Origin of the sequence: Nocardiopsis algeriensis (genome assembly GCF_014203695.1) — a bacterium.
GTDB classification, from domain to species: domain Bacteria; phylum Actinomycetota; class Actinomycetes; order Streptosporangiales; family Streptosporangiaceae; genus Nocardiopsis; species Nocardiopsis algeriensis.
The window spans coordinates 22,537-46,873 of record NZ_JACHJO010000014.1 but is presented as its reverse complement, the minus strand read 5'-3'; the positions used below and the strand labels follow the sequence as shown (position 1 = coordinate 46,873).

Sequence of the window (24,337 nt, the reverse complement as noted above, 5' to 3'; positions counted from 1 at the left end):
AGAGACAGACCGCGTCAGCGCAGGTAGAAAGGCCGCGAGGTCACTCGACCGAGGCGTTCTCGGCTTCCCAAGCTGAAGCCCTGCGTGACGCCGGGGTCGATGGGGCGTCGAAACGGCTCGTACAGCGCTGGGAAGCAGGCACTGTCGTAACCCCGAGGCCCAGCTACGCTCGAGCACTGGAGGACGTTCTAGGAGCACCCATCGAAGCTCTCGGGTTCGCTCCGTCGGTGCCGGGGGTACGCCCCGTCAATCACGACCGAGGACAGGACATGGCCCCTCATGACGAGTTTCAGCCAGACACCGCTGTGACCCAGGTCAGCCAATACGCCAACTATTCAGGAGTTTGGCTCTCGCGCTACGAGTACGTCAGCACCGGCCGAGGTTCCAGCTTCACCGGAGAGCACTACGTAGTCCTGCTTCAGCACGATGAACGACTCACCGTGCGCAGCATCCCCGGCTCATCGGAATCTTCGTTGACGATGGATCTCACCCTTGACGGCACGGTCTGCACCGGCACCTGGACCGAGCAGACGTCCAAGGACGGCTACTATCGCGGCGCGCGCTATCACGGAGCGATCCAGCTGCTGATCGAACCGACCGGACGACGAATGGCCGGAAAGTGGGTTGGCTTCGGGAAGGATTTCGACGTGGACACCGGCCCGTGGGAGCTGGTGTTTCAAGACGCCTCCACCACCAAATCCACGCTCGATCGGTATCAGCACCGTCCTGGCTCTGGGTAAGGCCTCCTCGGCACGGCCGCAGCCGACCGAGCGCGAGATCCGTGTTACTTCGCAGCCCGCGGAAAGGCCGGCAGGCGCCCGTCATGCGTGCACTGTCGTGCGCCATGGACCGTCTACACGGTGTCCAGGCAGGTGAGCACCCGTTCTTCGCTTCCCCAGTCGGGGCCTCAGGGATCGGTGGGCCGGTGTCGGCGCTGCCGGGGTGACCGAGCCTCTGCCCAGCACGAGCGGCCGTGGCATGGGAGTAAGACCAGCCTTACCCCCCGCCACGGCCAGAAATCCCGCTCACCATGTCCCCCGTGTGGGGTATGGAGCTCCTCCACCAGGAGGCCAGGGCCCGCCAGTTCTCAGCGTACGGAGAAGGAAACGAGAGCATGCGTGTCGCGGTGGCCGGCGGGACCGGTGTGGTGAGGAAAGGCCCCGCCCCGATCCGGTGCGGGCCGGGCCGGGACGGGGCGACGGTCCCCGCTGCTTCCGGGGCGGGGGCCTCCTAGTAGTTGCGGACGTCGACGTCGACGCAGGCGTAGAAGGCGTTGGCGGTGTCGGCGACGTTCCACACGGCGAGGATCTTCTGCCGGCCGCTGTAGCCGGACAGGTCCACCGTGTGCTGGACGATCTCGCCGGGGCGGGCGCCGCCGTCGTCGAAGACCGCGACGCGCTGACCGCCGATGAAGTACTCCCACGTGGCGGTGGCGTGCATGGCGGTCAGCCTCCAGGTGAAGGTCTGAGAGGTGCCCACCTGGGTGACGTGCCAGCCGCGGCTGTCGTCGTCGAGCTCGGAGAAGCGGGCGTTGCCGCCCGAGCAGCTGGTCAGGCCCTTGGGGCCCTCGACGCTCTGCGGCTCCCACTGGATGCCGCCGCACGGAACCATGCCGGCGGCGCACTGCGCCTGGCGGCTCATGGGGGAGGAGATGTAGCCGTGGGCACTGGCGGCCCCGGCGGGCATGAGGGTGAAGAACAGGGCGGTCGCCGCGGCGACGGCCGACACCGAACGGAACCTGCGGCGGCTCCGGGGGGACGTGGTGGTCTGCATGGAAGGCCCTTCTGGGTCACGGCCCCCGGCACGCGGGGGCGGGTAGCGGGATGACCAGGACCGGAACCGGTCCAGGACGGGCACGGGAGGGGTTCGGACACCCCTGTGCGCCGACGGCCCACGGGGACCCCGCCCGCTGCCGAGAATGTAGGTAGGCGGTGACGGGGGGTCAAGGCCGCTGGTGGGGGCGCCGGGGACCGGGCGACCGGACCGGTGGAAGAGCCAATCCGCGCGGCCGCGGCACTGGTACGGCCGTCGGCGCCGTGCCGCTTCGCCTGTGAACAGGAGTGACACAGGGGCAGGAGGGAACCGGTCCTGGAGGGCGGCGGGTGGACCAATCGGTTCAGCCCAAGGGTGGAACGGCAGACCTGTCCATGCCGCCATATTCCCCTTACCGAGGGCAGGGTTTCCCCTGGTCCGGGGTTCCGAAGGGCCTGCCGGATTTGTGCAAAAGGCCACGTCAAAAGCCTTTTACTTCGGTATGGGGTACTGACGTACGATCCGAGGTATGGTTCGTTCCTCCCGCGAGTCACCCTTGCGTCAAGTCACCGCCGAGGCCTCTCTCCTCGGTGGCGCCGGCTACGCCGTGCTGCTCCAGATCGCCCACCCGAGCGTGGCGCGAGGGGTGGGGGACCACAGCACCTTCGCCACCCGACCGTTCGCACGGCTGATCGGCACCCTCTACTACGTGTACGGCACGGTCTACGGCACCGACGCCGAGCGCGAGCGCCTGCACGCCATCGTGCGGGCGATGCACAAGAAGGTGACCGGCCCGGGTTACCGCGCACTCGACGACGACCTCCTGCTGTGGGTGGCCGCCACCCTGTGCCACCAGGGCGCTCGCCTGTACGGGATGACCATGGGCGGGCTCGACGACGAGGAGTACGCGGCCTACGTGCGGGAGGCTGCGGTGCTCGGCACCGCACTGGGCCTGTCCGAGGAGGCGTGGCCGACCGGCCCCGCCGAGTTCGACGCCTACTGGGCGGAGCAGACGGCCCGCCTGAAGATCGGCGACGAGGCGCGGGAGATCACCCGGCAGCTGTTCCACCCCCAGCAACCGCTGCTGCGGATCCTGATGCCGCTGCAGCAGCTGCTGACCACCGGACTGCTCTCCCCCGAGATGCGGGAGGCGTTCGGACTGCCGTGGTCCGACCGCCGGCAACGGGTGTTCGACGCGGTGGTCGCGACGACCCGGACGGTCTACCCGCGGCTGCCGCGCTCGGTGCGGACCCTGCCCGCCACCCTGTGCCTGCGCTCCATGCGGCGGAACGGCGGATGGGTGCGCCCGCGCCGCCGGGGTCGCGGCTCCGGGCGGGTCGCGTCCGGTCAGCCGGCGGCCGCCGGGCCCGCGGGCGCCTGACGGGCCCGCTCCACGCCGGCCAGGCCCAGGTCCGCGAAGATCTCCTCGGCCTCGCGCAGCAGTGCCGCCGCCCGGTCCGGGGGCGTCACCGACGCGGGAAGGGAGCCCAGCGCGAGCGCGGCGCGCGCCACGGCGTAGCGCTCGGCGCGCTCCACCGCCACGGTGTACGCCTCCCCCAGCGCCGCCGCGGCCTCCTCGTGCCGTCCCGCCGCGGCGTGGGTGATGCCGAGGTCGGTGAGGATCTCGGCATCACCGCTGCGGTCCCCCGACCGCTCGGAGAGCACGAGCGCCTCGGTGTGCGCGCCGACGGCCTCGTCCCAGCGCCCGGCGGCGCGGTGGGCGATGCCGAGGGAGTTGTGAACGTAGATCTGGTGCCCCACCAGGCGCAGCCTCAGTGTCAGCTCCAGTGCTTCCTTCAGCTCCCGAAAGGCGGTGTCGAGGCGGCCCAGTCCGGTCTGCGCCTCGCCCATGACCCGCTTGGCGACCGACCTGACCTCCCCCAGCTCCTCCTCCGAGGCGCGGAGGAGGGCCTTCTCCGCGCACTCCAGTGCGTCCTCGTACTCGCCCAGGGTCTGGTGGAGGACGGCGAGGCTGCTCCACTGCAGCGCCTCGATCTTGGTGTTGCCGGTCTCCACCGCGTGGTCCAGCACCTTGCGGATGGCCGCCATCGAGTCGCCGAACCGTCCGAGGCGTTCGTAGACCATCCCCAGGTTGGACAGGGCGCGGATGACCCCCCGCTCGTCGCCGACCTCCTCCAGAAGGTCGTGGGCCTCCCTGAGGAGGTCGAGGGAGTCGTCGAAGCGCCCCGACAGGTAGTGGGCGATCCCCAGGCCGATGAGGGTCACCGCCCGGCCGCGCCGGTTGCCCTGCCGGTCGCTGATCTGCAGGGCTCTCTCGTGCGAGCTGACGAAGAGCCCCATCTGCCCGTTGATGGCGTAGAACCGCCACACGGCCTCGGCCATCCGCCAGGCGCTGTCGCCGCTGTCGCGCGAGGCGAAGTAGTCGATCGTGTTCGCGAGGTTCTCGCGGTGCAGCGAGAACCAGTTCTCCGCGTCCTCGCGCCCCGACAGCTCCGTCCGGTGCACGGGCCCCGCGGTGCCCGGGTCGTCGCGCACGCTCGGGCCGAGGAGCTCGGCCGCGCGCTGCGCCGTGGCCAGGTAGTACTCGGCCAGCCGGGTCCTGGCGGCCTCGGCCTCCCGGTCGCCCAGCACGTCGGCGGAGCGGTCCAGGGCGAAGGCCCGGATGAGGTCGTGCAGCTGGTAGACGTCGCCCTGGGGCTCGTCCAGCAGGCACACGCCGACGAGTTCCTGGAGGACGTCGTCGGCGTCCTCCACCGTCATGTCCAGCATGGCCGCCGCGCCGGCCAGGTCGAGGTTCTTGCCGATCATCAGCCCCAGCTGGAGGAACACCCGCCGCTGCTGCGCGTTGAGGCTGCGGTAGGAGAGGTCGATCGCCGACTCGACGCTCTGCCCCTCCACCCTGAGCTCGCGGAACTTGCGGTTCTGCTCACCCAGGCGCCGGGCGACGTGGGCGAAGGACCACCTGGGCCGGCTGAGCATGCGGGCCGCGACGACCCGCAGCGCCAGGGGCAGCCCCCCGCAGATGCGGACGATCTCCCTGGCCTGGCGCTCCTCCCGCCGGACACGCTCCTCTCCCAGGACCCGGCCGAGCAGGACCAGCGCGGAACGCTCGTCGAACATGCCCAGGGAGAGGAAGCGCGCACCGCTGAGGCCTGGGAGTTCGTTGCGCGTGGTGATGAGGGTGAGCGATTCGGGCGAGGAGGGCAGCAGGGGGCTGACCTGCGCGTAACTGACGGCGTTGTCGAGGACGAGCAGGGCCCTGCGCCCCATGAGCGTCGCCCGCCACAGGGCGGCCCTCTCGTCGAGGGAGTCGGGGACCGCGTCCGGTTCCACGCCGACCGCCCGCAGGAGGGCGCCGAGCGCCGAGAAGGCGTCCAGGGGCTCCTTGTTGGCCGTGTACCCGTACAGGTCGAGGAAGAGCTGGCCGTCGGGGTAGCGCTGCGCGGCCTCGTAGCCGAAGCGCACCGCGGTGGCGGTCTTGCCCACGCCCCCCGCCCCGGTGATGACGCAGACCTTGGCGTGGCCGTCCTCGCCGGCGGCCGCCTCCTCGAGCGCGCGGAGGTGTTCCCGGCGGCCGGTGAAGTCGGGCAGGTCCCGGGGCAGGTCGCTGCGGGCCACGTAGCGGAATCCGGGTTCGGCCGTCCGCTCGTGGAGTTCGCGCACCTGCTCGGCGTCCTCCCGCAGGATGCGGCCGTGCAGTGCCGTGAGTTCGGGCCCGGGGTCGATCCCGAGTTCCTCGGCCAGCCGGGAGCGGAACCCCTCGTAGACGGACAGGGCGCGGGCGCGCTCGTTGTCCCGCCACAGCGCGGTGATGAGCAGGTGGTGCAGCCGTTCCCCCAGAGGGTCCTCCCCGACCAGGGGGGTGAGCCGGGAGACCACGTCCGGGTACCGGCCGAGTTCCAGCGCGCAGGTGGCCCAGGCCACGACCGCGCTCCAGCGCTCCTTCCGCAGGGGGGCGACCAGGGAGTGCTCGAGGGCCTCGGAGCCGACCCCCGAGAAGGGCACGCCCCGCCAGCAGGCCAGTGCCCGGTCCAGGAGTTCGAGGGCCTTCTCCGGCTCTGCGTCGGCGGCGGCCCTCCGCAGTCGGCGGAAGCGGTGGAGATCGACGCTGTCGGGGTCCACGTGGATGGCGTATCCGCCCGAGGTCGTGGAGATGGTGTCGGGGAGCACCCTGCGCAGGTGGGAGATCTGCACCTGGATCACCGAGCGGGCCGTGCGCGGGGGGTGGTCGCTCCACAGGTAGTCGATGAGCTGGTCGACCGTGACCTCGCGGCCGACGTGGACCAGGAGTGCTCCGAGCACACAGCACTGGCGGGGGCCGCCGACCGGGACCGGCTTGCCCCCGGACCACACAGCGATGGGGCCGAGCACTCCGAATTCCACAGGGGAACCCTAGCAAGGGGGATTTCGGCGGAATGGAATCCCGCACGGCAAAAGCTCCGAGCACCTCCTCCCTCGGGTACTCGGAGCAATTCGGGAATCACCCTGCGGGCGCCTACCGGTCGCCGGTCCCCTCCTCGGCGGGAGCGCCCTCGGCGGGCGCCTGCTCGGCCGGGGTCGGCTTCTCGGGGTCCGGCTCCTGCAGGGGGACCATCTTCGCCTCGGGCCCGATCTCGGCGACGAGCGCCTCGAACCGCTCGTCCACGGTCAGCATCTTCGGCACGCGAACTCCTTTTCTCACAGCACTCGTGTAGAGCCGCAACGTGGCTCTGCGCCGTCTACGCAGCATCATGGGGGAACCTCCGCCGTCCCTCACCGGACGGGTCACCCGCGGCGGCCTCCGCCTCAGGCTCACCGCGGGTGCATGTGTCCGACGAACGCCGCGCCGGTCCAGGAGCCCCCGAGCCGTCCTCTCGGGGGGGGAACCGGCCGCGCCGAACGTGTTCAACACTAGAGAGATCCTCTTCCACCCCGCTTTCAGTCTCCTTACAGCCTCCGAACAGGGATTTCGTTCGAATCCCGCGAGTAATTCCCCCCGCCTTCCAGAACCGTTCACGCACACCGTGTCACGAGTTTTCCGACACAAGTCCCGAAATGCACTCCGCGATGGTGCCCAAGAGCACGCGGTGTCGCGGCGTCCGTCCACCGCCCGCCTTCCGATGCGCACGGTCTCGGCCGAGGGGCTGCGGAAGCTGTGTGCTGGGCCATAGGTTCGGGGATGGCGGGCATGAAACACCGGTGTTGGTTGGTTGTCCACAGGGAGTGGACAGCGCCCGCGACACGGTTCGTGAAGGAGGATGCCCCGATGCAGGACGGCGACGGGAACGGCTGGGTGAGCCTTCCGGACGGTTCCCGGAGGTGGGGTCTCTACGGGGCCGCCGGGCTGCTGCTGTATGCCGACGACATGTCCGGAACCGGCCACGTGCTGCTCCAGCACCGAGCGGAGTGGACACACATGGGCGGTCTGTGGGGAATCCCCGGTGGCGCCCGCAACCGGGACGAGACCCCGTTGGAGGCCGCTGTACGTGAGTTCCGGGAGGAGGTCACGGGCGACCTGAGCGAGTACACGGTACTGGGGGTGCACGAGCACGACCTCTCGGTGTGGCGCTACGACACGTTCCTGGTGCGCATGCCGGAGCTGGTGCCCTTCCACCCGGGGAACTCCGAGAGCCTGGAGGTGCGCTGGGTCTCCCTGGACGAGGCCGGAGGGCTGCCGCTCCTGCCCGCCTTCCGAAGCGCCTGGCCGCAGCTGCTGGCAGGCCTGGGCGCCCCCTCGGAGACCTCAGGGGCCTGACGCCCGGACCGGATTCACGCGCCGCGGGCACTTTGCGGCACCTCCGACCGTTGTCCCTCCGAGAGGGCCGCACCGGTGCCCGCGGCCCCACCCCGGGAGGGTGGGGCGCGGACTCGGGGGTAGATCAGGGAAGGGCCCTGATGTGCGCGGGGCCCCGGTGGTGCACGCTGGAGGGGACGGCCCGGCGAAGAGCGGTCGTCACGCGATTCGACTGGAGCAGTGGACATGACGCTGGAGCGCGGTAACGCATTCACTCCCGTCGCCTCGGCGACGATGATCTGGCCTTGGACGACGTCCCTCCTGGGAGGTGCGGCCGGAGGTGCCCTCGGTTTCCTGCTCAGCCTGAGCAGCGGTCTCCTCCCCGCCGTCATGGGCGGCCTGGGCACGGCCGTGATCTTCTTCTCCCTCGTGGGCGGAATCGGCGGTGTGCTCAGCAAGAAGTCGGACCGCCGCGGCAGGCGCTACGCGGCCTCCTACCCGTTCCGGTACGCCGCAGTTCCCGCCGTGGTGGGCGGTGTGGGCTACGCCCTGGTCAATCTGGCGCCCTTCGGCGGCCTGTTCCTCGGCCTGGCGATCTGGGCGATCGTGGGAGTCATCGCCATGGTGGCCGGCAGCAAGAACTAGGCTCGGTGTTTTCCGCTCACGTGCGGACGTGAGACGACATCTACGGGAGACGACCGGGCGCCCATGACAGAAGCTGCTCGTCAGAAGATGGTCGAGCGGGTCCGAGGGCTCCTCCGGATGGCGGAGGACCCCTCGGTCACCGATGCCGAGAGCCAGGCGTTCACCGCCAAGGCCGCCGAGCTGATGACCCGCCACGCGATCGCGGAGGCCGAGGCCCGCGCCGAGCGGGGCGAGGAGCCGGACGCGATCAGCCGGATGGACTACACCGTCCCCGGAGTCGGCGGCCACGGGAAGGCCCGGGTGCGGGCGCTGGCCGACATCGCCGCGGCCTACGGATGCCAGTCGGCGGTACGGGGCAACAACTCGGAGAACACCGAGCGCGTGATGATCCTGGTCGGCACGGTGAGTGCCCTGGACGCGCTGCGCATGCTGATGCCGTCGATCTCCATGCAGATGAAGGCGTCGGCGAAGTTCATGAGTTCGGCGCACGTGTCCGACATCCGCGAGCTGCGCAACTACACGCGCTCTGAGCTGGAGACGGAGCGCAAGCGCTACTACCGGTCGTTCGTGCGGGCCTACGGGCAGGCGGTGGCCGAGCGTATCCGCGAGTTCCGGGCCCGGCTACACGAGTCGGCATCGTCCGGAGAGGGTGCGGCCGGCGCGGCGGAGGGATCACAGGCCTCGGCCCGCGGGGCGGACCTGGTGCTGCGCGACGACGTGCACCGGGTCCAGGAGGAGTTCCAGAAGCAGTTCCCGCAGCTGCGCAAGCACCGGCCGGAACGGACGCACAGCGCGGCCGGATATCGGGCGGGGTACCGCAGGGGGCGCCAGGCCGATCTGGGCCTGGACACACCCGTCACCAGTGGCGGTACGTCCGCACTTCCGAAGAACGAGTAGTTCGAGCCGCTTCGCACTTTTGGCGATGCCTTGGTGCGCCTTCTCCACATTTCCACATGGGCGTGCCGAAGAGTTTTCCACAGGCTGTGCACAGAGCCATCCTGAGGAGCATTTCTGCATGCCACAGGGCATAGGCGAAAGCAGAAACGGGCCAACAAGGCCGTTACGGGGCCCGATCGCCCCAAGTTATCCACAGGAAGACTCTTCCTCCTGTGGATAACTCTGTGGAAAACTCGACGCCGCTCCGGAGAGGGACCGGAACCCCTGGTCAGGCCACCCGCAACGGTTGCACGAGGTACCGGAAGGAGGGCTTGTCGCCCTCCTTGGCCGGGGCATCGGTGAACACGGCGGGTTTGGTCGGTTCGGTGAAGTTGAGATGGGCGGTGTCGGTCTCCACCGCCGTCAGGCCGTCCAGGAGGTAATCCGGCCGGAAGGCCAGCCGCAGCGGCTCCCCCTCGTAGGCCACGCCGATCGCCTCGATCGCCTGGGCGTCCTCACCCGAGCCCGCCTCGAGCACGACCTCCCCCTCGGAGAAGGCCAACCGCAGCGGGGTGTTGCGGTCGGCGACCAGCGCCACCCGCTTGACCGCCGCCACCAGGGGCGCGACCGCGACCTCGGCGCGCCCGGCAAACTCGGCGGGGAACCACGACGCGTACTTCACGAAGTCGCTGTCGATGAGCCGGGTGGTCGTGCGGCGCCCGCCGTTCTCGAAGCCGATCATGCCCTCGCCCTGTGCCTGCGGTGCACCCAGTGCGATGTCGACGTCGGACCTGGCGATGAGGCTCCGGGCCATGTCGTGGAGGGTACGGGCCGGCACCAGGGCGGAGGCCCCGATACCGGGGTCCTCCGGCTTCCACCACAGTTCCCGCACCGCGATCCGGTAGCGGTCGGTGGCCACCACGCTCAGGGTGTCGCCGCGGAAGTCGAGGTAGGCACCGGTGAGCATGGGCAGGGTGTCGTCCCGGCTCGCGGCGGGGGTCACCTGGCGCACCGCCTCGGCGAAGGCGTCGGAGGAGACCGAGCCGATCCGCCCCGGCATTCCGGGCAGCGTGGGGTAGTCCTCCAGAGGCATGGTGATGAGCGTGAAGCGCGCGGCGCCGCCGGAGATCCGCAGCCGGGTGCCGTCGGTGTCGATGTGCACCGATCCCGACGGCAGGTTGCGCACGATCTCGGCGAGCAGCCGCCCGGGGACCAGGGCCGCACCGCTCTCCTCCGCCAGGACCTCGACGGAGGCGCGGCTGGAGACCTCGTAGTCGAAGCCGGACAGGTGCAGGGACGGGCCGTCCTGCGCGACCTCCAGCCGCATGCCGGCGAGCACGGGCACGGCGGGCCGACCGGGGAGTGCCCGGGCCGTCCACGCGACCGCCTCGGCGAACGCGTCGCGGTCCACACGCAGTTTCACGATCGGCCTCCTCAAGGGTGGTTACCAGGGCAACCTACCCAGAGGCACCGACATTCAGAGGGGGTTTCGGCCGAACGATCCGGGCTCCCGGCCCCACCCGCCCCTACCGGCTCTGGAGGCGCAGGGTCGAGGTGACACGCACCCGGCCGACGACACCGCCGCCGTCGCGCAGCTCCACATCGAGGGGGATCTCGGGGTTCCTCCCCTCGTCGAGCTCGGCGAGGATCTCCTCCCGCGGCCGGGCCAGTACGGCCTCGGCGGTCACGTCCCCGACCGCGGACCTGTCGTAGCGGGCCTCCACGCTCACCACCACAGGGAACGCACGGCCCAGCTGGTCGCCGAAGCTGCCGAGGACGACCGCACCGGCGGCGGACTCCGCAAGTGTGAACAGGGCGCCGGCGTGGGGGGAGGCGAGGTGGTCGTGATGTTCGGGCCGGTCGGCCAGGCGCATCACGGCGCGCCCGAAGTCGATGTCGTCGAAGGCGACACCGAGAGTACGCGCGAAGGGCACAGTCCCGAGGAACCCGGACTGGGTGAGCTCCGCCGTCTCAGCGTTCATCTTTGCCATGCGCGGCATGCTACTCAGGCGCCGGTCGGATGCGTCACCCGGTCCGCCCCGACGTCCGCGGGGTGTGGGCTACCATGACACGCGGAGGAGACAGGGTCTCCCCGTGGAGGGTTCGCATAGCGGCCGAGTGCAGTGCTCTTGAAAAGCACCAAGTCCTTGACGGGGCTTCGTGGGTTCAAATCCCACACCCTCCGCAAGGTCGAGGAGCCTCCCAGGTGGAAGGCTCCCGGAAGACACGGCGAAGGCCGGAGGTCCACAGAGGACCTCCGGCCTTCGGTGTCCCCCGGGCCGGTAGGGCTCATCCGGCGGGTACCCGCAGGCGCGCGGTGTTCCTCCCTGCCGGCACGGTCGTCCAGGGATCGGACGTCGAGGGCGTTCGCCGGCGGCGCGGCCGGCAAACATTCCGGAAAAGCGCCGCGTCTGCAGAGCGAGCGGCGTCATGCGCGCGAAATCCCCACGTCGGGAAAGCTCCACGTCAGGGAATCACCACCCGCCGGATCCGTCCGTCTTCGTGAACGCCACCGGGCTGTGCCTCGAAACCAGCTTCCCTGCTGCACGCTCGAACTCCTTCTCACCTGCCCGAACAGAATTGGTCCTGAAAAACATTTTTCCCGTGCCCACCCTGTCCGCTACGATCGCGGAGCCTTTTCATCGTTGAGGGGCCATGGAATTCTCATGCGCTCCCTTCGGAAATCCCCAGCTCGAGAGCAGATTGTGTCCATGGCGTGTCGTATCAGCGAACTCGTACTCGGTTGCCGCGACCCCGAGTTGCTGGCGCGGTTCTGGTGCGAGGTCCTGGACTTCGTCGTGCTCGACCGCGAGGACGACGGCACGCTGGAGATCGGGCCGCGTGAGGGGTTCGGTGGTCCGCAGCCGACGATCATCCTCAGCTACAGAGAAGAGCCGGAGCCTGGAAAATCCCGGCTGCACATCGACGTCAACGCCACCGACCGCGATCAGGACGCCGAGCTCGAACGCCTTCTGGAGCTCGGTGCACGCCCGGCCGACATCGGCCAGACAGGGCAGGAGCCATGGCATGTCCTGGCCGACCCCGAAGGCAATGAATTCTGCCTGCTCAAGGCCCGCCTCGACCCGCTCTGACCCCCACTGGCCATATTCCGGTACCAGACGTCCAGGGTCTCCCTCCAAGTCCGAAGAGAACCGGACCAGGGGTCTCGCCGTACTCGATCAGGTCGGTGGACACCATCGACCTGGTCGAAATGGTCCAGCTCCTTCGGTGCTCGGAAAAGCGCTCCCGGACAGCTGAGGCGATCCTCGCGGCGGGGGTGAGCGTTGTTCTTCACACGATCACGCACTCCCCTGAGCAGGACACACCGTCGGCGCGCCCACCGGTTGTGGACGCCTCGTCGGTTGCCGTACTTCTCCGGCAGGTGGACCCGCCGGCGATCCGGACCGACGATCCATTGGGCGGAACGAGGCCCCAGTCTGCTGCCATGGGCCTGGCAGGCATCATCCGCAGCACCGTTCGGGAGGCGGTCGCCGAGTACAACCGACTCGGCCAGGACGACTTCCTGAGCAACTACGGCTACAAGCCCGCACGCACCTACGCCCTGCACCGCCAGGGGAAGAGGTACGGCTCCAAGACGGTCTGCACCGGGTGCCCGAAGGCCTGCCCCGCACCCCTCAAAGTGGTACGGCAAACCTGTACGTCTTCTCAAGGAGTATGGACATGGCCATGAGCGCGAGCGAGGCACGTGCCTCCTTCTTTCCCCTTCTGAAGAGAGTCAACGACGACCACGACGTCGTGCACATCACCTCCCGCCAGTACGGCAACGCCGTGCTGATGTCCGAGGAGGACTGGCGCGGCTGGCAGGAAACCGTCTACCTTCTCCGCTCACCCGCCAACGCCTCCCGTTTGCTGGAAGCCATCGCCCGTGACCAGGAGGGTGACCACACCAGCACTGTCACCATGGCCACGGACGAACTGACCGGCTTGGCGGATGACGAGTGAGGGATATCCGCTTCGACCCCAACGCCTGGGAGGATTTCACCTACTGGCCGGCGACAGACAGGAAGACCGCACGGAGGTTGGCCCGTCTGATATCCGAGGCTCAGCGGAGTCCTTTCGAGGGCATCGGCAAGCCCGAGCCCTTGAAAGCGAATCTGTCCGGGTACTGGTCGCGCCGGATCACCGATGAACACCGATTGGTCTACCGAGCCGATGACAGTGAGCTGAGGATCATCAGCGCCCGGTACCACTATGAATGACCGAATTCCCCTGAATTCGCGTGTGCGAGGGCTTCGGGGCGCGTGCCGGCGGGGTTGGGGAGTCGGCTTCCGGGAAAACCGCAGGCATGATCGGACGACTGCACGCCCTGGCCATCGACTGCCCCGATCCCGATGCGCTCGCGGAGTTCTACGGGGAACTGCTCGGCCTGAGCGTGGTGCGGCGGAGTGAGCACTGGGTGGTGATCGGCGAGGATTGGCCGCAGATCGCCTTCCAGCGCGCGCCCGACCACAAGCCTCCTGCGTGGCCGGACCCCGAAAGGCCGCAGCAGATGCACCTCGACGTGTGGGTGGAGGACATCGAGGCGGCCGAGGCGCGGGTCCTGGAGCTCGGCGCCCGCAAACTGGGGGTCTCGGAGGACGACCCCGACGACCTGTTCCGTATCTATGCGGACCCCGCCGGACACCCGTTCTGTCTGGAGTACTCCGCATGAGCCTTCCGAGCGAGGAATCTGCCGAACCGCTGCACCCGGAGGAATCTCCCGGCCACCGCAACTGGAGGACCGACCACCAGAAGCCCCCTGCGTGGAGCCATCCTGCTCTGGAACGAATCTCGGTCCTTCTCCACCTGGTCTTCGCCACCCTGTGCGGCGTCATGTCGGCCAGGGCGTTGAGCCGCGAAAGTACTGATGAGGCCCTCATCTACGGGGCCTCGGCAGCTCTCCTCTTCCTGGCCGTCGGCGTCACCTGGTTTCTGCACATCCGCAAGAGGCGGCACAGCGACACGGCGGAGTGAGTTCTCGGCTTTCCGCCCTTGGCCCTGCTCAGTTTGTGTCCGGGCGCCCCGGGTAGTGGCGCGGGCAGCCGAGCTGGAGGTGCCGCCATGCCGTCCAAGGACCGGATCGCCGAACCGTGGGGCACGCGGACGCCCTACGGGCCCGGGGAGGAATGGCCGACCCGGGTGGACACCTATCTCGGGGACGGAAGCTCCCCCGACCAGGTGGACGCGTGGGTGCAGAGCGCGTCGATCCTGCACTCCAACGGCGACGCCCTCGACATCGCGGTCCGCGAAGGGCGGATCGTCGGGGTCCGGGGGCGTGCCGAGGACCGGGTCAACAGGGGGCGACTGGACCCCAAGGACCTGTTCGGATGGCAGGCCAACAACTCCCGTGAGCGGCTCACCCGCCCCCTGGTGCGTGAGAACGGCGAGCTGGTCGAGACCGACTGGGACACCGCCATGGAACGCGTGGTGCGGCGCAGCAAGGAGCTGCTCGACGAGCAGGGCGCGAGCGCGATCGGTTTCTACACCAGCGGGCAGCTGTTCCTGGAGGAGTACTACACCCTGGCGGCGGTGGGGCACGGGGCCATCGGCACCAACCACATGGACGGCAACACCCGCCTGTGCACGGCGACCGCGGCGGCGGCGCTGAAGGAGTCGTTCGGCTGCGACGGTCAGCCCGGGTCCTACGCCGACATCGACCACGCGGACGTTCTCGCCCTCTACGGCCACAACATGGCCGAGACCCAGACCGTGCTGTGGGCGCGGGTGCTCGACCGGCTGGCCGGCCCCGAGCCTCCCCGGGTCCTGTGCGTGGACCCGCGTGCGACACCGGTCGCCCGCGCGGCCGATCTCCACCTGGCACCGCTGCCGGGGACCAACGTCGCGCTGATGAACGGCATCCTGCACGAACTGATCCGCCGGGACATGGTCGACCACGAGTACGTGGAGTCGCACACCGTCGGCTACGAGGAGCTCGCCCGGCAGGTGCGCGACCACCCGCCCGAGACCGCCGCGGAGATCTGCGGCGTCCCCGCCGCGCGGATCCGGGAGGCCGCGGAGATGCTGGGGAGCGCCGAGCGGTTGTTCTCCACCGTGCTCCAGGGCTTCTACCAGTCCCATCAGGCGACCGCCGCGGCCGTCCAGGTCAACAACGTGCACCTGCTGCGCGGCATGCTCGGCCGACCGGGGGCCGGGCTCCTGCAGATGAACGGCCAGCCCACGGCGGAGAACACCCGAGAGTGCGGCGCCGACGGCGATCTCACCGCCTTCCGCAACTGGAACAACGACGAGCACATCACCGATCTGGCCGCGGTGTGGAACATCGACCACATGCGGATCCCGCACTACACACCGCCCACGCACGCGATGCAGATCTTCCGCTACGCCGAGAAGGGCTCGATCCGCTTCCTGTGGATCAGCGGCACCAACCCGGCGGTGTCGCTGCCGGAACTGGCGCGCATCCGCTCGGTCCTGGAGAAGGAGAGCCTGTTCCTGGTGGTGCAGGACCTCTTCCTCACCGAGACCGCCGAGCTCGCCGACGTGGTGCTGCCCGCGGCCACCTGGGGGGAGAAGACCGGCACGTTCACCAACAGCGACCGCACGGTCCACCTGTCCGAGAAGGCCGTCGAGCCGCCCGGCGAGGCCAGGCCCGACCTGGACATCTTCCTGGACTACGCCCGGAGGATGGACTTCCGCGACAAGGACGGGAACCCGTTCCCGCAGTGGCACGACCCGGAATCGGCCTTCGAGGCGTGGAAGCGCGCCACCGAAGGTCGCCCCTGCGACTACACCGGCATCACCTACGACAGGCTGCGGGGCGGCAGCGGCATCCAGTGGCCGTGCAACGAGGACCGGCCGGAGGGCACCGAGCGCCTCTACGGGGACGGCCGGTTCTGGGCCGCACCCGACGTCTGCGAGAGCTACGGCCGCGACCTGGTCACCGGTGCCCCGATGGAGGAGGTCGAGTACCGGGCGATGAACCCGGAGGGCAAGGCGATCCTCCGAGCGGCCGAGTACCTGCCGCCTCACGAGGAACCCGGCGGCGATTACCCCTTCGCACTCACCACGGGACGCACCCTGTACCAGTTCCACACCCGGACCAAGACCGGCCGCGCACCGCAGCTGAACGAGGCGGCACCCGAGGTGTGGGTGGAGGTGTCGGGGTCCGACGCGGAGGAGCTCGGCATCGGCGAGGGGGACCTCGTCGAGGTGGCCTCTCCCCGCGGGGTGGTGCACGCCCGGGCCCGGATCTGCGGCATCCGCCCGGGGGTGCTGTTCCTGCCGTTCCACTACGGCTACTGGGACGGCGGCCACGACCGTGCCGCCAACGAGATGACCGTCAACGACTGGGATCCGGTGTCCAAACAGCCTCTCTTCAAGACCGCCGCCGCCCGGATCCGGCTTCTGGAGGCCGGCGGCGGCACGCCCGCCCCCGCGCCGACGACCACCGCTTCCCGGCCGCTGGACGCAAGGGTTCCGCGGACCAGGGGAGGCGTGCGGGCGGAGGCCGGGGAGCACATCGCCGGAGGTGGGGAATGGGAATCGAGATCGCGCTGAGAGAGCTGTACCGCGCGGAGGGCCACATGGTCGAGGCGCTGCTCGCGCTGTCGGAGCGCCACAGCGGGGAGCACGAGATCGTCCACGTGTCCAAGGACCTGGCCCGCTGGTCGCGCGAGCACATGCGCGAGCTCGCCCGGACGGGCGAGCGCTACGGGATGGACCTGGGCGGCGAGGGCGGGGAACCGCTGGCGGAGGAGCGCGACGCGGTGGAGGGGGGACCGGGCGACCCGGACCTGGAACTCCTGGCCGACCTGCGCCAGCTGCACCGCATGGCGTCCGGGGTGTCGGTGGACTGGGAACTGCTGGGCCAGGGGGCCCAGGCACTGGGGGACCGGGAGCTGCTGCACCTGACCGAGCGATGCCACCCGCAGACGGTGCGCCAGGCCACGTGGGCCAACGCGATGCTCAAGACCACGTCGCCCCAGGTCCTGACGAGCTGAGGCGGCGTGCCCGGCGGCACGGGCCGCCGGGCACGGTGTCCCGGAAGGCGGTGGCGCCGCCGGGCCTACTCGTCCTCGTCGGCGTGCCTGGGCAGAACCACCACGGGAATGCGGGAGCGGTGCAGGATCCCCTGGCTCACCGAGCCGAGGAGGAGGCCGCGGACCGTACCGCGCCCGCGCGAGCCCACCACGATCGCGTCCGCGCCCTCGGCCGCCTCGAGAATGGCGGTGGCGGGATCCTTCTCGCTGCGTACCACCGTGACGTCGACCTGGGTGTCGTCGCGCTTCTCGTCCATCGCCTCGGCGATGAGCTCGGCGACGAGACGCTCGGACTGCTTCTCGAAGAGGTCGTCCTGGGGCATGTAGCCGGCCGCCGTCATCACGAGCGGGTCGTAGGGGTAGGGCACCTGCCAGCTGTGGACGACCACCAGTTCGGCGTCGTTCTCCGCAGCCAGGTCGATGGCGTGGCTCAGGGCGCGCCGGGCGTGCGAGGAGCCGTCGACGCCGACCACGATCCGCTTCATGGAGGTGGAGGCGGGCTTGCCGTCCTTGTCGGGCACCACCACGACGGGGCAGGGTGCGTGGGCGGAGACGCGGATGCTCACCGAGCCGACGAACATCGACTTGAACGAGCTCATGCCGCGGGTGCCGACGACCACCAGGTCGTGGGGGTGGCTGTTGCGGAGCAGCGCCAGCGGCGCCTCCTCCAGGGCGGTCACGGTCCGCACCTCGACCGAGGGCTGGAGCTTGGCCACCCGGTCGCGGACCTCCTCCAGAAGGCCGGCGGCCTGCTGGTCGATGTCCTCGGAGGGCGCGAAGCGGGCCGGACCGCCGTAGGCGGACACGATCACCGGCATGCCCAGCGCGTACACGACGACGAGCTCCTGGTCACGGCGGGCTGCCGCGGCCGCGGCCCACTCCACCGCCGCCTGGGCGTGCTCGGAACCGTCGACGCCCACCACGACCCTGGGTGAACGCTGTTCAGTGTGTGCCATCTCTCCCCCTTCCGACGGTGTCCACCGTCGTCTTCGAGTACATCAGTTCCGACCGGAAGGCGCCTAGGACCAAAGCCCCGACTCGCGGGACATGGGTCGTCGGCCGCGGAGGCGGACCGTCCCGGGCCCGCGGGACCCGCCCTCTGCTTCCCGACCCTCCTCCCCCCTGTCCGAACGGGGAAGAGGAAAACGCGCTCTAGCGGTGCCTGCCGAAGAACTCCCCCACGGTCGCGGCGAGTTGCAGGTAGGCGTCCCGGGTGGCCGGGGCGAGCTGTGCGAGGTCCACCTCCGCTCCCTCCTCCAGGTGGTCGTCCCACGGAACGCGGACGACGGCCCGGCACCGGGAGGCGAAGTGCTCCTCCAGACGGTTGAGATCCACGCTGCTCTTGCTGTTGGAGCGGACCATGGACAGCACCACCACCGCGCCGCGGACGAGCTGCCCGTACCCGTGGGCCTCCAGCCAGTCGAGGGTGGCGCTGGCGCTGCGGGCGCCGTCCACAGACGCCGAGCTGACCAGGACCACCTGGTCGGCCAGGCCCAGCACACCGCGCATGGCCGAGTGCAGCAGGCCGGTCCCGCAGTCGGTGATGCAGATGGAGTAGAAGTGCTCGACTATCCGGGCGACCTCCCGGTAGTCCTCGTCGCTGAAGGCCTCCGACACCGCCGGGTCGCGGTCGGAGGCCAGGATCTCCAGCCTGCTGGGGGCCTGCGACGTGAACCCGCGGATGTCGGCGTAGCGCGAGACCAGGTTCCGCTCGTTGAGGAGGTCGCGGATGGTCGCGGCGGTCTCCAGGCGGACCTTGTCCGAGAGGGTCCCGCGGTCGGGGTTGGCGTCCACGGCGAGCACCCGGTCGCCGCGCAGAGAGGCCAGGGTCGCGCCGAGGGCGACCGTCGTGGTGGTCTTGCCGACCCCGCCCTTGAGGCTGAGCACGGCGACCCGGTGGTGCCCGGTGGCCACGGGCGTGCAGGCGCGCGCGGTCAGCTCCCGCTGCCGCAGCACCTTGGGCGACTCCCCCGGGTTGACGAGACCCAGGGTGACGGCGTGCACGGCCTTGCGCCAACCGCCGCTGGGGCCCTGGTGCCGGTTCCGGACGAGGGTCGCGGCGCTGAGGGAGTCGGAGGTCTCCCGTGCCCCGCCGGCGGGTGCCGACTCGGCCGGCGGTGAGGAGGGAGACGGGTCGGGGAGGGGGCTCCGCCCGGGCCCCCGGTCCGACCCGGGCTCGCGCCAGGAGCCACGATCGGGTGCGGGCTCGCGCCAGGGGCCGGGGTCGGGTGCGGGTTCCCCTCGGGGATCCGGATCCGCCGCGGGCTCCGCCAGCGGCTCCGGCCCGGTCCGTGACAGGGGCGCCGACACCGGCGGCGGTGCCGCGGCCCAGGGCGCCGGGGCACTCTCGTCGGCGGGGGGTTCCTCGGCGCCGGCGGGTTCCAGGGGCGGCAGCTGCTCGGGCTCGGGGACGTCGGGGTCGGAACGCAGCCTGCGCGGGCCGAGGGGATCGGTGTCGCCGGGCCGGGGGCCTCCGGGACGTGTCGGACGGCGCAGGGAGCGCTTGCGGCCGCCCGGCATCAGCCGCACGGTCGGTTCGGCCTCGTCCGGCTCGGTCCCGTCCGGCGCGGTCTCCTCGATCCTCTCGGCGGGGTGCTCCTCCGGCTTCCGCTCCTCCGCCGCGTACTCCTCCGCGGGCCGGTCCTCCGGCTTCTCCTCCGGTTCGCGTTCCTCGGCGTCCTCCTCCCGTCCGACCGGGCCTTCCCGGAACGCCGGCGGTTCCTCTCCACCGGGGGGAGTGTCCTCGGGCATCCGCGCGTACGGGGGCGGAGGCGGCGCCTCACCCTCGAACCCGCCGAACCACTGCTCCCTCGGAGAGGGCGCGTGGGCCGTCCGGGGCGCGGTGTCGGCCGTTCCCGTACTGCTCGGGTCGTCCTCGGACCGCGTCCAGAGCGGCTCCGGGCGCTCCTCGGGGTCCTGTTCGAAGCCTCGACCCGGCCCGTTCTGATCCTGGTGTGACACCGGAACTCTCCTGAGTGAAGGGGGTGTGCTGTGGAGGGAGGGGAAACCACCGCCAAGGAGCGGGAACGGCGTTCCCTTGGGATCACTCTTACCCGTCCCGCACCAGCAAAGCATCACTTTCCCGGGCGTGAACAGAGTGCGCTGCAAACGGTCCCTTTCCTCCGTTGCTGGGTACTGTCGGCTCCATGCACGCGATTCTCATCACCGAACCCGGCGGCCCCGAGGCCCTGACCTGGTCAGAGGTGCCCGACCCTGTCCCCGGCGAGGGCGAGGTCCTCGTGGAGGTGGCCGCCACCGCGGTCAACCGCGCCGACGTCTCCCAGCGCCAGGGCTCCTACCCGCCGCCGCCCGGGGCCCCGGAGTACCCCGGCCTGGAGTGCTCGGGAACCGTCGCGGCACTGGGCAGGGGCACCGAGGCCTCCGGCTGGTCCGTCGGCGACCGGGTGTGCGCTCTGCTGTCCGGAGGAGGCTATGCCGAGAAGGTCGCCGTGCCGGTGGGTCAGCTCCTGCCCGTGCCCGAGGGCGTCTCCCTGGAGGAGGCCGCCGCCCTGCCCGAGGTCTCCTGCACCGTGTGGTCCAACCTGGTGATGACCGGCCGCCTCACCGAGGGCGAGACCGTCCTGATCCACGGCGGCGGCAGCGGTATCGGCACCTTCGCCATCCAGTTCGCCCGGTCCCTGGGGGCCCACGTGGCCGTCACCGCGGGCAGCGACGCGAAGCTGGAGCGCTGCCGTGAACTCGGCGCGCAGACCACCGTCAACTACCGCACCGAGGACTTCGCCGAGCGCATGCGCGAGATCGGCGGCGCCGACGTCGTCCTCGACATCATGGGCGGCTCCTACCTCGACGCCAACCTCCGCTCGCTCAAGGTGGGCGGGCGCCTCGTGGTCATCGGCCTCATGGGCGGCCGCAAGGCCGAGGCGGACCTGGGCCGCATGCTCGTCAAACGACTCTCCGTCCACGCCACCACCCTGCGCTCGCGCCCCCGTGAGGAGAAGGCGGCCATCGTCTCGGGAGTACTGGAACAGGTCTGGCCGTTGGTACAACAGGGAGCGATTCGCCCCGTCGTCGACCGCGTGCTCCCCATGCGGAACGCGGCGGAGGCGCATCGCGTCATGGAATCGAGCGAGCACACCGGCAAGATCCTCCTGACCCGCTGACAGCGTGCCGGAGACATCCACGTAAGGGAACCGATGAGCAACACGGACGACCAGAAGGAACAACCGAAGATGCTGGTCTTCGGCGCGGACCAGCGCACCGACGAGGCCGAGGAGCAGGAGGAGCCGCGCTCCCTCGCCGAGATGGTGGAGCAGCCCGCCAAGGTCATGCGGATCGGCAGCATGATCCGCCAGCTCCTGGAGGAGGTGAAGGCCGCTCCCCTGGACGAGGCCAGCCGCACCCGCCTCAAGGAGATCCACACCTCCTCCATCAAGGAGCTGGAGGACGGACTCGCCCCCGAGCTGATCGACGAGCTGAGCCGTCTGACCCTGCCCTTCGCCGAGGGCTCCGCCCCCAGCGAGGCGGAACTGCGCATCGCCCAGGCGCAGCTCGTGGGCTGGCTGGAAGGCCTCTTCCACGGAATCCAGACCACGCTGTTCGCCCAGCAGATGGCGGCGCGCGCCCAGCTGGAGAACATGCGCAAGGCCCTCCCGCAGGGCATCGCCGGTCTCCAGGCTCAGGGTGGCCCGGCCTCTTCCTCCGGCCAGGGCGAAGACAACGGCTCGGGCCTCTACCTCTGATCCGGAGGGCCCGGAACCCGGTCTCTCCTCCCCCGCAGAAGACGAGAGGAGCCCGCCCCGAGGGGCGGGCTCCTCTCGTGCCAGGGATCCGGATCCGCTAGCGGATCGGCTCCAGGACGTCGCGGCCCAGGTAGGGGCGCAGGGCCTCGGGAACGACGACCGAGCCGTCCTCGCGCTGGTGGTTCTCCAGGATGGCGACGATCCACCGGGTGGTGGCCAGCGTGCCGTTGAGGGTGGCGGCGAAGCGCGTCTTGCCGTCCTCGCCCCGGAAGCGCACGTTGAGGCGGCGGGCCTGGAACTCCGTGCAGTTGGACGTGGAGGTCAGCTCGCGGTAGGCCTCCTGCGAGGGCACCCACGCCTCGCAGTCGTACTTGCGGGCCGCACTGGTGCCGAGGTCGCCGGCGGCGATGTCGACGACGCGGTAGGGCAGTTCGAGCTTGTCGAGCATCTCCCGCTCCCAGGCGAGCAGGCGCTTGTGCTCCTCGTGCGCCTGGTCCGGGTGCGTGTAGACGAACATCTCCACCTTGTTGAACTGGTGGACGCGGATGATGCCCCGGGTGTCCTTGCCGTAGGAGCCGGCCTCCCGGCGGAAGCACGGCGACCAGCCGATGTACCGGTGGGGCAGGGCGTCGGTGGGCAGGATCTCCCCGGCGTGGTACCCGGCCAGCGGCACCTCGGAGGTACCCACCAGGTACAGATCGTCGGCGGGCAGACGGTAGACCTCGTCGGCGTGCTCGCCGAGGAAGCCGGTGCCCTCCATCGTCTCGGGCTTGACCAGCACCGGCGGGATCATCGGGGTGAAGCCCGCGGCGACCGCCTGGTTCATGGCCATGTTGAGCAGGGCCAGTTCGAGCTGCGCACCCACACCGGTGAGGAAGTAGAACCGGGCACCCGACACCTTCGCACCGCGCTCCATGTCGATGGCGCCGAGCTTCTCCCCCAGCTCCAGGTGGTCGCGCGGGGTGAAGTCGAAGGTACGCGGGGTGCCGACGGTCTCGAGGACCCGGAAGTCGTCCACGCCGCCCTCGGGAGCACCCTCCTCCACGAGGTTGGGCACCCCGGACACGAGGGCGTCCAGCTCGCCGGCGAGGCGGTCGGCCTCGGCCTCGGCCTCCTTGACCTCGGCGGCCAGGGCCTTGGCCTTGACCAGGAGCGTCTCCCGCTCCTCCGGAGAGGCCTTGGAGACCGACTTGCCCACACTCTTCTGCTCCGCACGCAGTGTCTCGAAGCGGCTGAGCGCGGCGCGGCGGCCGGCGTCGAGCTCGAGCAGCCGGTCGGCGACGGAGGGGTCCTCCCCGCGGGCGCGCTGCGAGGCGCGGAGCTGTTCGGGGTCTTCTCGGAGAGCGCGAAGGTCGATCACGTCTTGCAGGTTACCGTCAGGCCGGCTCTTCCCCCACATCTTTCCCGTGGGGGCGCCCTGAAAGCAGCCCGGGAGGGAAGCCAGGGCCGAAAACCGTCCGTCGAGGGCGCCGACGGGCGACGGGCGGGCCGACGCACCAGTTCCCCGCAAAGCACACCCGCACCCCAGGGGGTGTGCCGTGAGGGCGCCGGCGGGGTTCTGCAGGAGTGGAGCGAACGCCCGAGGAACGAGGGCGTGAGCGAGCGACGAAGAACCGCGCCCCAAAGGCGCCCGAACAAGGGGGCTGCGGCCGTAGGCCGTCCGTTGAGGGTGGTGGCGGGCGACGGGCGGGCCAAAGCGAAGCGGAGGCCCCAAAGCAAGCACAGACGCCGGATCAGCTACGGCCCTCGCGGACGCGGGCGAGCCAGCGCTCGGACTCGGCGAAGTCGGCCTCGGTGGCGGGCCGGGCACGCAGCCGCGGAACGGTCTCGTCGGGCCGCCCGCTGCGCGGATAGCTGCCGAGGAAGCGCACGTCGCGGCAGACGCGGCGGACCCCCATGAGGGCCTCCCCCACGCGTGCGTCGGCGACATGCCCCTCGGCGTCGAGGAAGAAGCAGTAGCTGCCCAGGCCGTCGCCGGTGGGCCGCGACTCCAGCCGGGTGAGGTTGACCCCGCGCAGCGCGAATTGGGTGAGCACCTCAATGAGCGCGCCGGGGTGGTCGTCGGCGATGAAGGCGACCAGCGACGTCAGGTCCGCGCCGGTGGGCTCGGGCAGTGCGCCGGGCCGGGACAGGTAGACGAATCGGGTGGCGGCGTCGGAGCGGTCCCCCACGCCCGTGGCCAGGGCGTGCAGCCCGTACCTCTCGCCCGCGATGACCGCGCAGATGGCCGCGTCGTAAGGCGCGCCCGGCTCGGCCACGGCACGCGCCGCCGCGGCGGTGGAGGAGACGGTGTGCGCCTCGGCGCCGGGGAGGTTGCGGGCCAGCCAACCGCGGCACTGCGCCAAGGCGTGCGGGTGGGTCGCCACGCGCTTGACGTCCTCCAGGGCCGCGCCCGGACGGGCGAACAGTGCGAACTCCACCGGAACCGCGGTCTCACCGGTGATGAGCAGCGGGTCCCCGTTGACGAGTTCGGCGACGGTCGCGGTGACCCCGCCCTCGACCGAGTTCTCCAGCGGGACGACGCCTCCGGCGACCGAGCCGGAGCGGACCGCGTCGAAGACCGCGGCGACGCCCTCGCAGGGGACGCGCGCCTCGGCCGGCGCATCGGGCCGCAGGCTGCGCAGCGCTGCTTCGGTGAAGGTGCCCTCGGGGCCGAGGTAGGCGTAGCGGTTGGGCATGTGCCCAGGCTATAT

General features: G+C 70.5%; 24 protein-coding genes and 1 tRNA gene. 16 read left to right on the top strand and 9 right to left on the bottom strand.

The genetic code is table 11. The features are described 5' to 3' along the window. Positions 1-269 precede the first annotated feature (269 nt). The gene (locus FHS13_RS21225) at positions 270-740 is read left to right on the top strand and encodes a hypothetical protein (protein WP_221443239.1); all 471 of its coding nucleotides are present in this window, start codon (positions 270-272) and stop codon (positions 738-740) included. Positions 741-1,230: 490 nt separating this feature from the next. On the opposite strand, the gene FHS13_RS19990 is transcribed toward FHS13_RS21225, so the two are convergent. Beyond that, on the bottom strand, positions 1,231-1,773 hold the full coding sequence (locus FHS13_RS19990) for a lytic polysaccharide monooxygenase auxiliary activity family 9 protein (protein ID WP_184293494.1): 543 nt from the start codon (positions 1,771-1,773) through the stop codon (positions 1,231-1,233). 508 nt (positions 1,774-2,281) lie between these two features. Between FHS13_RS19990 and FHS13_RS19985 the strand changes: the two genes are divergently transcribed. Further along, the gene (locus FHS13_RS19985) at positions 2,282-3,133 is read left to right on the top strand and encodes an oxygenase MpaB family protein (protein WP_184293493.1); all 852 of its coding nucleotides are present in this window, start codon (positions 2,282-2,284) and stop codon (positions 3,131-3,133) included. Here FHS13_RS19985 and FHS13_RS19980 read toward each other — a convergent pair. Next, a complete protein-coding gene (locus FHS13_RS19980; RefSeq protein ID WP_343065101.1) occupies positions 3,100-6,096 on the bottom strand; it encodes an AfsR/SARP family transcriptional regulator in 2,997 nt (998 codons plus the stop codon). The two genes, FHS13_RS19985 and FHS13_RS19980, sit on opposite strands and share 34 nt — an antisense overlap. 112 nt (positions 6,097-6,208) lie before the next feature. Further along, on the bottom strand, positions 6,209-6,376 hold the full coding sequence (locus FHS13_RS19975) for a hypothetical protein (protein WP_184293492.1): 168 nt from the start codon (positions 6,374-6,376) through the stop codon (positions 6,209-6,211). 582 nt (positions 6,377-6,958) lie between these two features. Between FHS13_RS19975 and FHS13_RS19970 the strand changes: the two genes are divergently transcribed. From FHS13_RS19970 to FHS13_RS19960, 3 genes are all read left to right on the top strand, one after another. After that, a complete protein-coding gene (locus tag FHS13_RS19970) occupies positions 6,959-7,447 on the top strand; it encodes an NUDIX hydrolase (RefSeq protein ID WP_184293491.1) in 489 nt (162 codons plus the stop codon). Positions 7,448-7,672: 225 nt separating this feature from the next. Then, positions 7,673-8,071, top strand: a complete 399-nt coding sequence (locus FHS13_RS19965; RefSeq protein ID WP_184293490.1) for a hypothetical protein — start codon at positions 7,673-7,675, stop codon at positions 8,069-8,071. 87 nt (positions 8,072-8,158) lie between these two features. Continuing rightward, positions 8,159-8,968 carry a DUF2786 domain-containing protein gene (locus FHS13_RS19960; RefSeq protein ID WP_184293532.1) on the top strand — a complete coding sequence of 270 codons (810 nt, stop codon included), beginning with the start codon at positions 8,159-8,161 and terminating at the stop codon, positions 8,966-8,968. Positions 8,969-9,236: 268 nt separating this feature from the next. Here the strand turns inward: FHS13_RS19960 and dnaN are convergent, their stop codons facing one another. Together dnaN and FHS13_RS19950 are read right to left on the bottom strand one after the other, a co-directional pair. After that, positions 9,237-10,370, bottom strand: coding sequence for a DNA polymerase III subunit beta (gene dnaN, locus FHS13_RS19955; RefSeq protein WP_343065100.1), 1,134 nt, complete (start codon positions 10,368-10,370; stop codon positions 9,237-9,239). A 103-nt stretch (positions 10,371-10,473) separates the two neighbouring features. After that, positions 10,474-10,938 (bottom strand): DUF4442 domain-containing protein, encoded by a 465-nt coding sequence (locus tag FHS13_RS19950; RefSeq protein WP_246405524.1) that lies wholly within the window; start codon positions 10,936-10,938, stop codon positions 10,474-10,476. Between the two features lie 105 nt (positions 10,939-11,043). On the opposite strand from FHS13_RS19950, the gene FHS13_RS19945 reads away from it, so the two are divergent. From FHS13_RS19945 to FHS13_RS19905, 9 genes are all read left to right on the top strand, one after another. Continuing rightward, positions 11,044-11,132 (top strand) — tRNA-Ser (locus tag FHS13_RS19945). A 526-nt stretch (positions 11,133-11,658) separates the two neighbouring features. Then, entirely contained in the window at positions 11,659-12,039 is a 381-nt protein-coding gene (locus tag FHS13_RS19940; RefSeq protein ID WP_184293489.1) for a VOC family protein, read from the top strand. A gap of 95 nt (positions 12,040-12,134) precedes the next feature. Next, positions 12,135-12,638, top strand: coding sequence for a ScoMcrA-related endonuclease (locus tag FHS13_RS19935; protein ID WP_184293488.1), 504 nt, complete (start codon positions 12,135-12,137; stop codon positions 12,636-12,638). Beyond that, positions 12,629-12,910, top strand: coding sequence for a type II toxin-antitoxin system Phd/YefM family antitoxin (locus FHS13_RS19930; protein ID WP_184293487.1), 282 nt, complete (start codon positions 12,629-12,631; stop codon positions 12,908-12,910). The genes FHS13_RS19935 and FHS13_RS19930 overlap by 10 nt, the downstream gene beginning before the upstream one ends. Next, a complete protein-coding gene (locus FHS13_RS19925) occupies positions 12,907-13,167 on the top strand; it encodes a Txe/YoeB family addiction module toxin (protein WP_184293486.1) in 261 nt (86 codons plus the stop codon). The genes FHS13_RS19930 and FHS13_RS19925 overlap by 4 nt, the downstream gene beginning before the upstream one ends. A gap of 86 nt (positions 13,168-13,253) precedes the next feature. Then, complete coding sequence (locus tag FHS13_RS19920) at positions 13,254-13,619, top strand: VOC family protein (protein WP_184293485.1); 366 nt, start codon at positions 13,254-13,256, stop codon at positions 13,617-13,619. Beyond that, entirely contained in the window at positions 13,616-13,921 is a 306-nt protein-coding gene (locus FHS13_RS19915) for a hypothetical protein (RefSeq protein WP_184293484.1), read from the top strand. Before FHS13_RS19920 ends, FHS13_RS19915 begins: the two co-directional genes overlap by 4 nt. Before the next feature lie 87 nt (positions 13,922-14,008). Then, the gene (locus FHS13_RS19910; RefSeq protein ID WP_184293483.1) at positions 14,009-16,462 is read left to right on the top strand and encodes a molybdopterin oxidoreductase family protein; all 2,454 of its coding nucleotides are present in this window, start codon (positions 14,009-14,011) and stop codon (positions 16,460-16,462) included. Beyond that, positions 16,441-16,905, top strand: coding sequence for a hypothetical protein (locus FHS13_RS19905; protein ID WP_184293482.1), 465 nt, complete (start codon positions 16,441-16,443; stop codon positions 16,903-16,905). Before FHS13_RS19910 ends, FHS13_RS19905 begins: the two co-directional genes overlap by 22 nt. 65 nt (positions 16,906-16,970) lie before the next feature. Here FHS13_RS19905 and FHS13_RS19900 read toward each other — a convergent pair whose 3' ends face one another. Further along, the gene (locus FHS13_RS19900) at positions 16,971-17,900 is read right to left on the bottom strand and encodes a universal stress protein (RefSeq protein ID WP_184293481.1); all 930 of its coding nucleotides are present in this window, start codon (positions 17,898-17,900) and stop codon (positions 16,971-16,973) included. Between the two features lie 196 nt (positions 17,901-18,096). Then, complete coding sequence (locus tag FHS13_RS21790) at positions 18,097-19,905, bottom strand: MinD/ParA family ATP-binding protein (RefSeq protein ID WP_343065099.1); 1,809 nt, start codon at positions 19,903-19,905, stop codon at positions 18,097-18,099. A 185-nt stretch (positions 19,906-20,090) separates the two neighbouring features. Between FHS13_RS21790 and FHS13_RS19890 the strand changes: the two genes are divergently transcribed. Next, entirely contained in the window at positions 20,091-21,065 is a 975-nt protein-coding gene (locus FHS13_RS19890) for an NAD(P)H-quinone oxidoreductase (protein ID WP_184293480.1), read from the top strand. Between the two features lie 33 nt (positions 21,066-21,098). Next, positions 21,099-21,644: a bacterial proteasome activator family protein gene (locus FHS13_RS19885; protein ID WP_184293479.1), complete on the top strand. Its 546-nt coding sequence runs from the start codon at positions 21,099-21,101 to the stop codon at positions 21,642-21,644. A 97-nt stretch (positions 21,645-21,741) separates the two neighbouring features. Here FHS13_RS19885 and serS read toward each other — a convergent pair whose 3' ends face one another. Both serS and pheA read right to left on the bottom strand, forming a co-directional pair. Beyond that, on the bottom strand, positions 21,742-23,004 hold the full coding sequence (gene serS / locus FHS13_RS19880; RefSeq protein WP_184293478.1) for a serine--tRNA ligase: 1,263 nt from the start codon (positions 23,002-23,004) through the stop codon (positions 21,742-21,744). Between the two features lie 373 nt (positions 23,005-23,377). Next, positions 23,378-24,322 carry a prephenate dehydratase gene (gene pheA / locus FHS13_RS19875; RefSeq protein ID WP_184293477.1) on the bottom strand — a complete coding sequence of 315 codons (945 nt, stop codon included), beginning with the start codon at positions 24,320-24,322 and terminating at the stop codon, positions 23,378-23,380. Between the last annotated feature and the right edge of the window lie 15 nt (positions 24,323-24,337).

Coding starts and splice junctions, on each gene's coding strand:
- FHS13_RS19920 (WP_184293485.1), top strand. CDS start 13,254: ATGATCGGACGACTGCACGCCCTGGCCATCGACTGCCCCGATCCCGAT.
- FHS13_RS19885 (WP_184293479.1), top strand. CDS start 21,099: ATGAGCAACACGGACGACCAGAAGGAACAACCGAAGATGCTGGTCTTC.
- FHS13_RS19950 (WP_246405524.1), bottom strand. CDS start 10,938: ATGGCAAAGATGAACGCTGAGACGGCGGAGCTCACCCAGTCCGGGTTC.
- FHS13_RS19965 (WP_184293490.1), top strand. CDS start 7,673: ATGACGCTGGAGCGCGGTAACGCATTCACTCCCGTCGCCTCGGCGACG.
- pheA (WP_184293477.1), bottom strand. CDS start 24,322: ATGCCCAACCGCTACGCCTACCTCGGCCCCGAGGGCACCTTCACCGAA.
- FHS13_RS19915 (WP_184293484.1), top strand. CDS start 13,616: ATGAGCCTTCCGAGCGAGGAATCTGCCGAACCGCTGCACCCGGAGGAA.
- FHS13_RS19960 (WP_184293532.1), top strand. CDS start 8,159: ATGGTCGAGCGGGTCCGAGGGCTCCTCCGGATGGCGGAGGACCCCTCG.
- FHS13_RS21225 (WP_221443239.1), top strand. CDS start 270: ATGGCCCCTCATGACGAGTTTCAGCCAGACACCGCTGTGACCCAGGTC.
- FHS13_RS19990 (WP_184293494.1), bottom strand. CDS start 1,773: ATGCAGACCACCACGTCCCCCCGGAGCCGCCGCAGGTTCCGTTCGGTG.
- FHS13_RS19930 (WP_184293487.1), top strand. CDS start 12,629: ATGGCCATGAGCGCGAGCGAGGCACGTGCCTCCTTCTTTCCCCTTCTG.
- FHS13_RS19910 (WP_184293483.1), top strand. CDS start 14,009: ATGCCGTCCAAGGACCGGATCGCCGAACCGTGGGGCACGCGGACGCCC.
- FHS13_RS19940 (WP_184293489.1), top strand. CDS start 11,659: ATGGCGTGTCGTATCAGCGAACTCGTACTCGGTTGCCGCGACCCCGAG.
- FHS13_RS19985 (WP_184293493.1), top strand. CDS start 2,282: ATGGTTCGTTCCTCCCGCGAGTCACCCTTGCGTCAAGTCACCGCCGAG.
- FHS13_RS19900 (WP_184293481.1), bottom strand. CDS start 17,900: ATGGCACACACTGAACAGCGTTCACCCAGGGTCGTGGTGGGCGTCGAC.
- FHS13_RS19970 (WP_184293491.1), top strand. CDS start 6,959: ATGCAGGACGGCGACGGGAACGGCTGGGTGAGCCTTCCGGACGGTTCC.
- FHS13_RS19905 (WP_184293482.1), top strand. CDS start 16,441: ATGGGAATCGAGATCGCGCTGAGAGAGCTGTACCGCGCGGAGGGCCAC.
- FHS13_RS19890 (WP_184293480.1), top strand. CDS start 20,091: ATGCACGCGATTCTCATCACCGAACCCGGCGGCCCCGAGGCCCTGACC.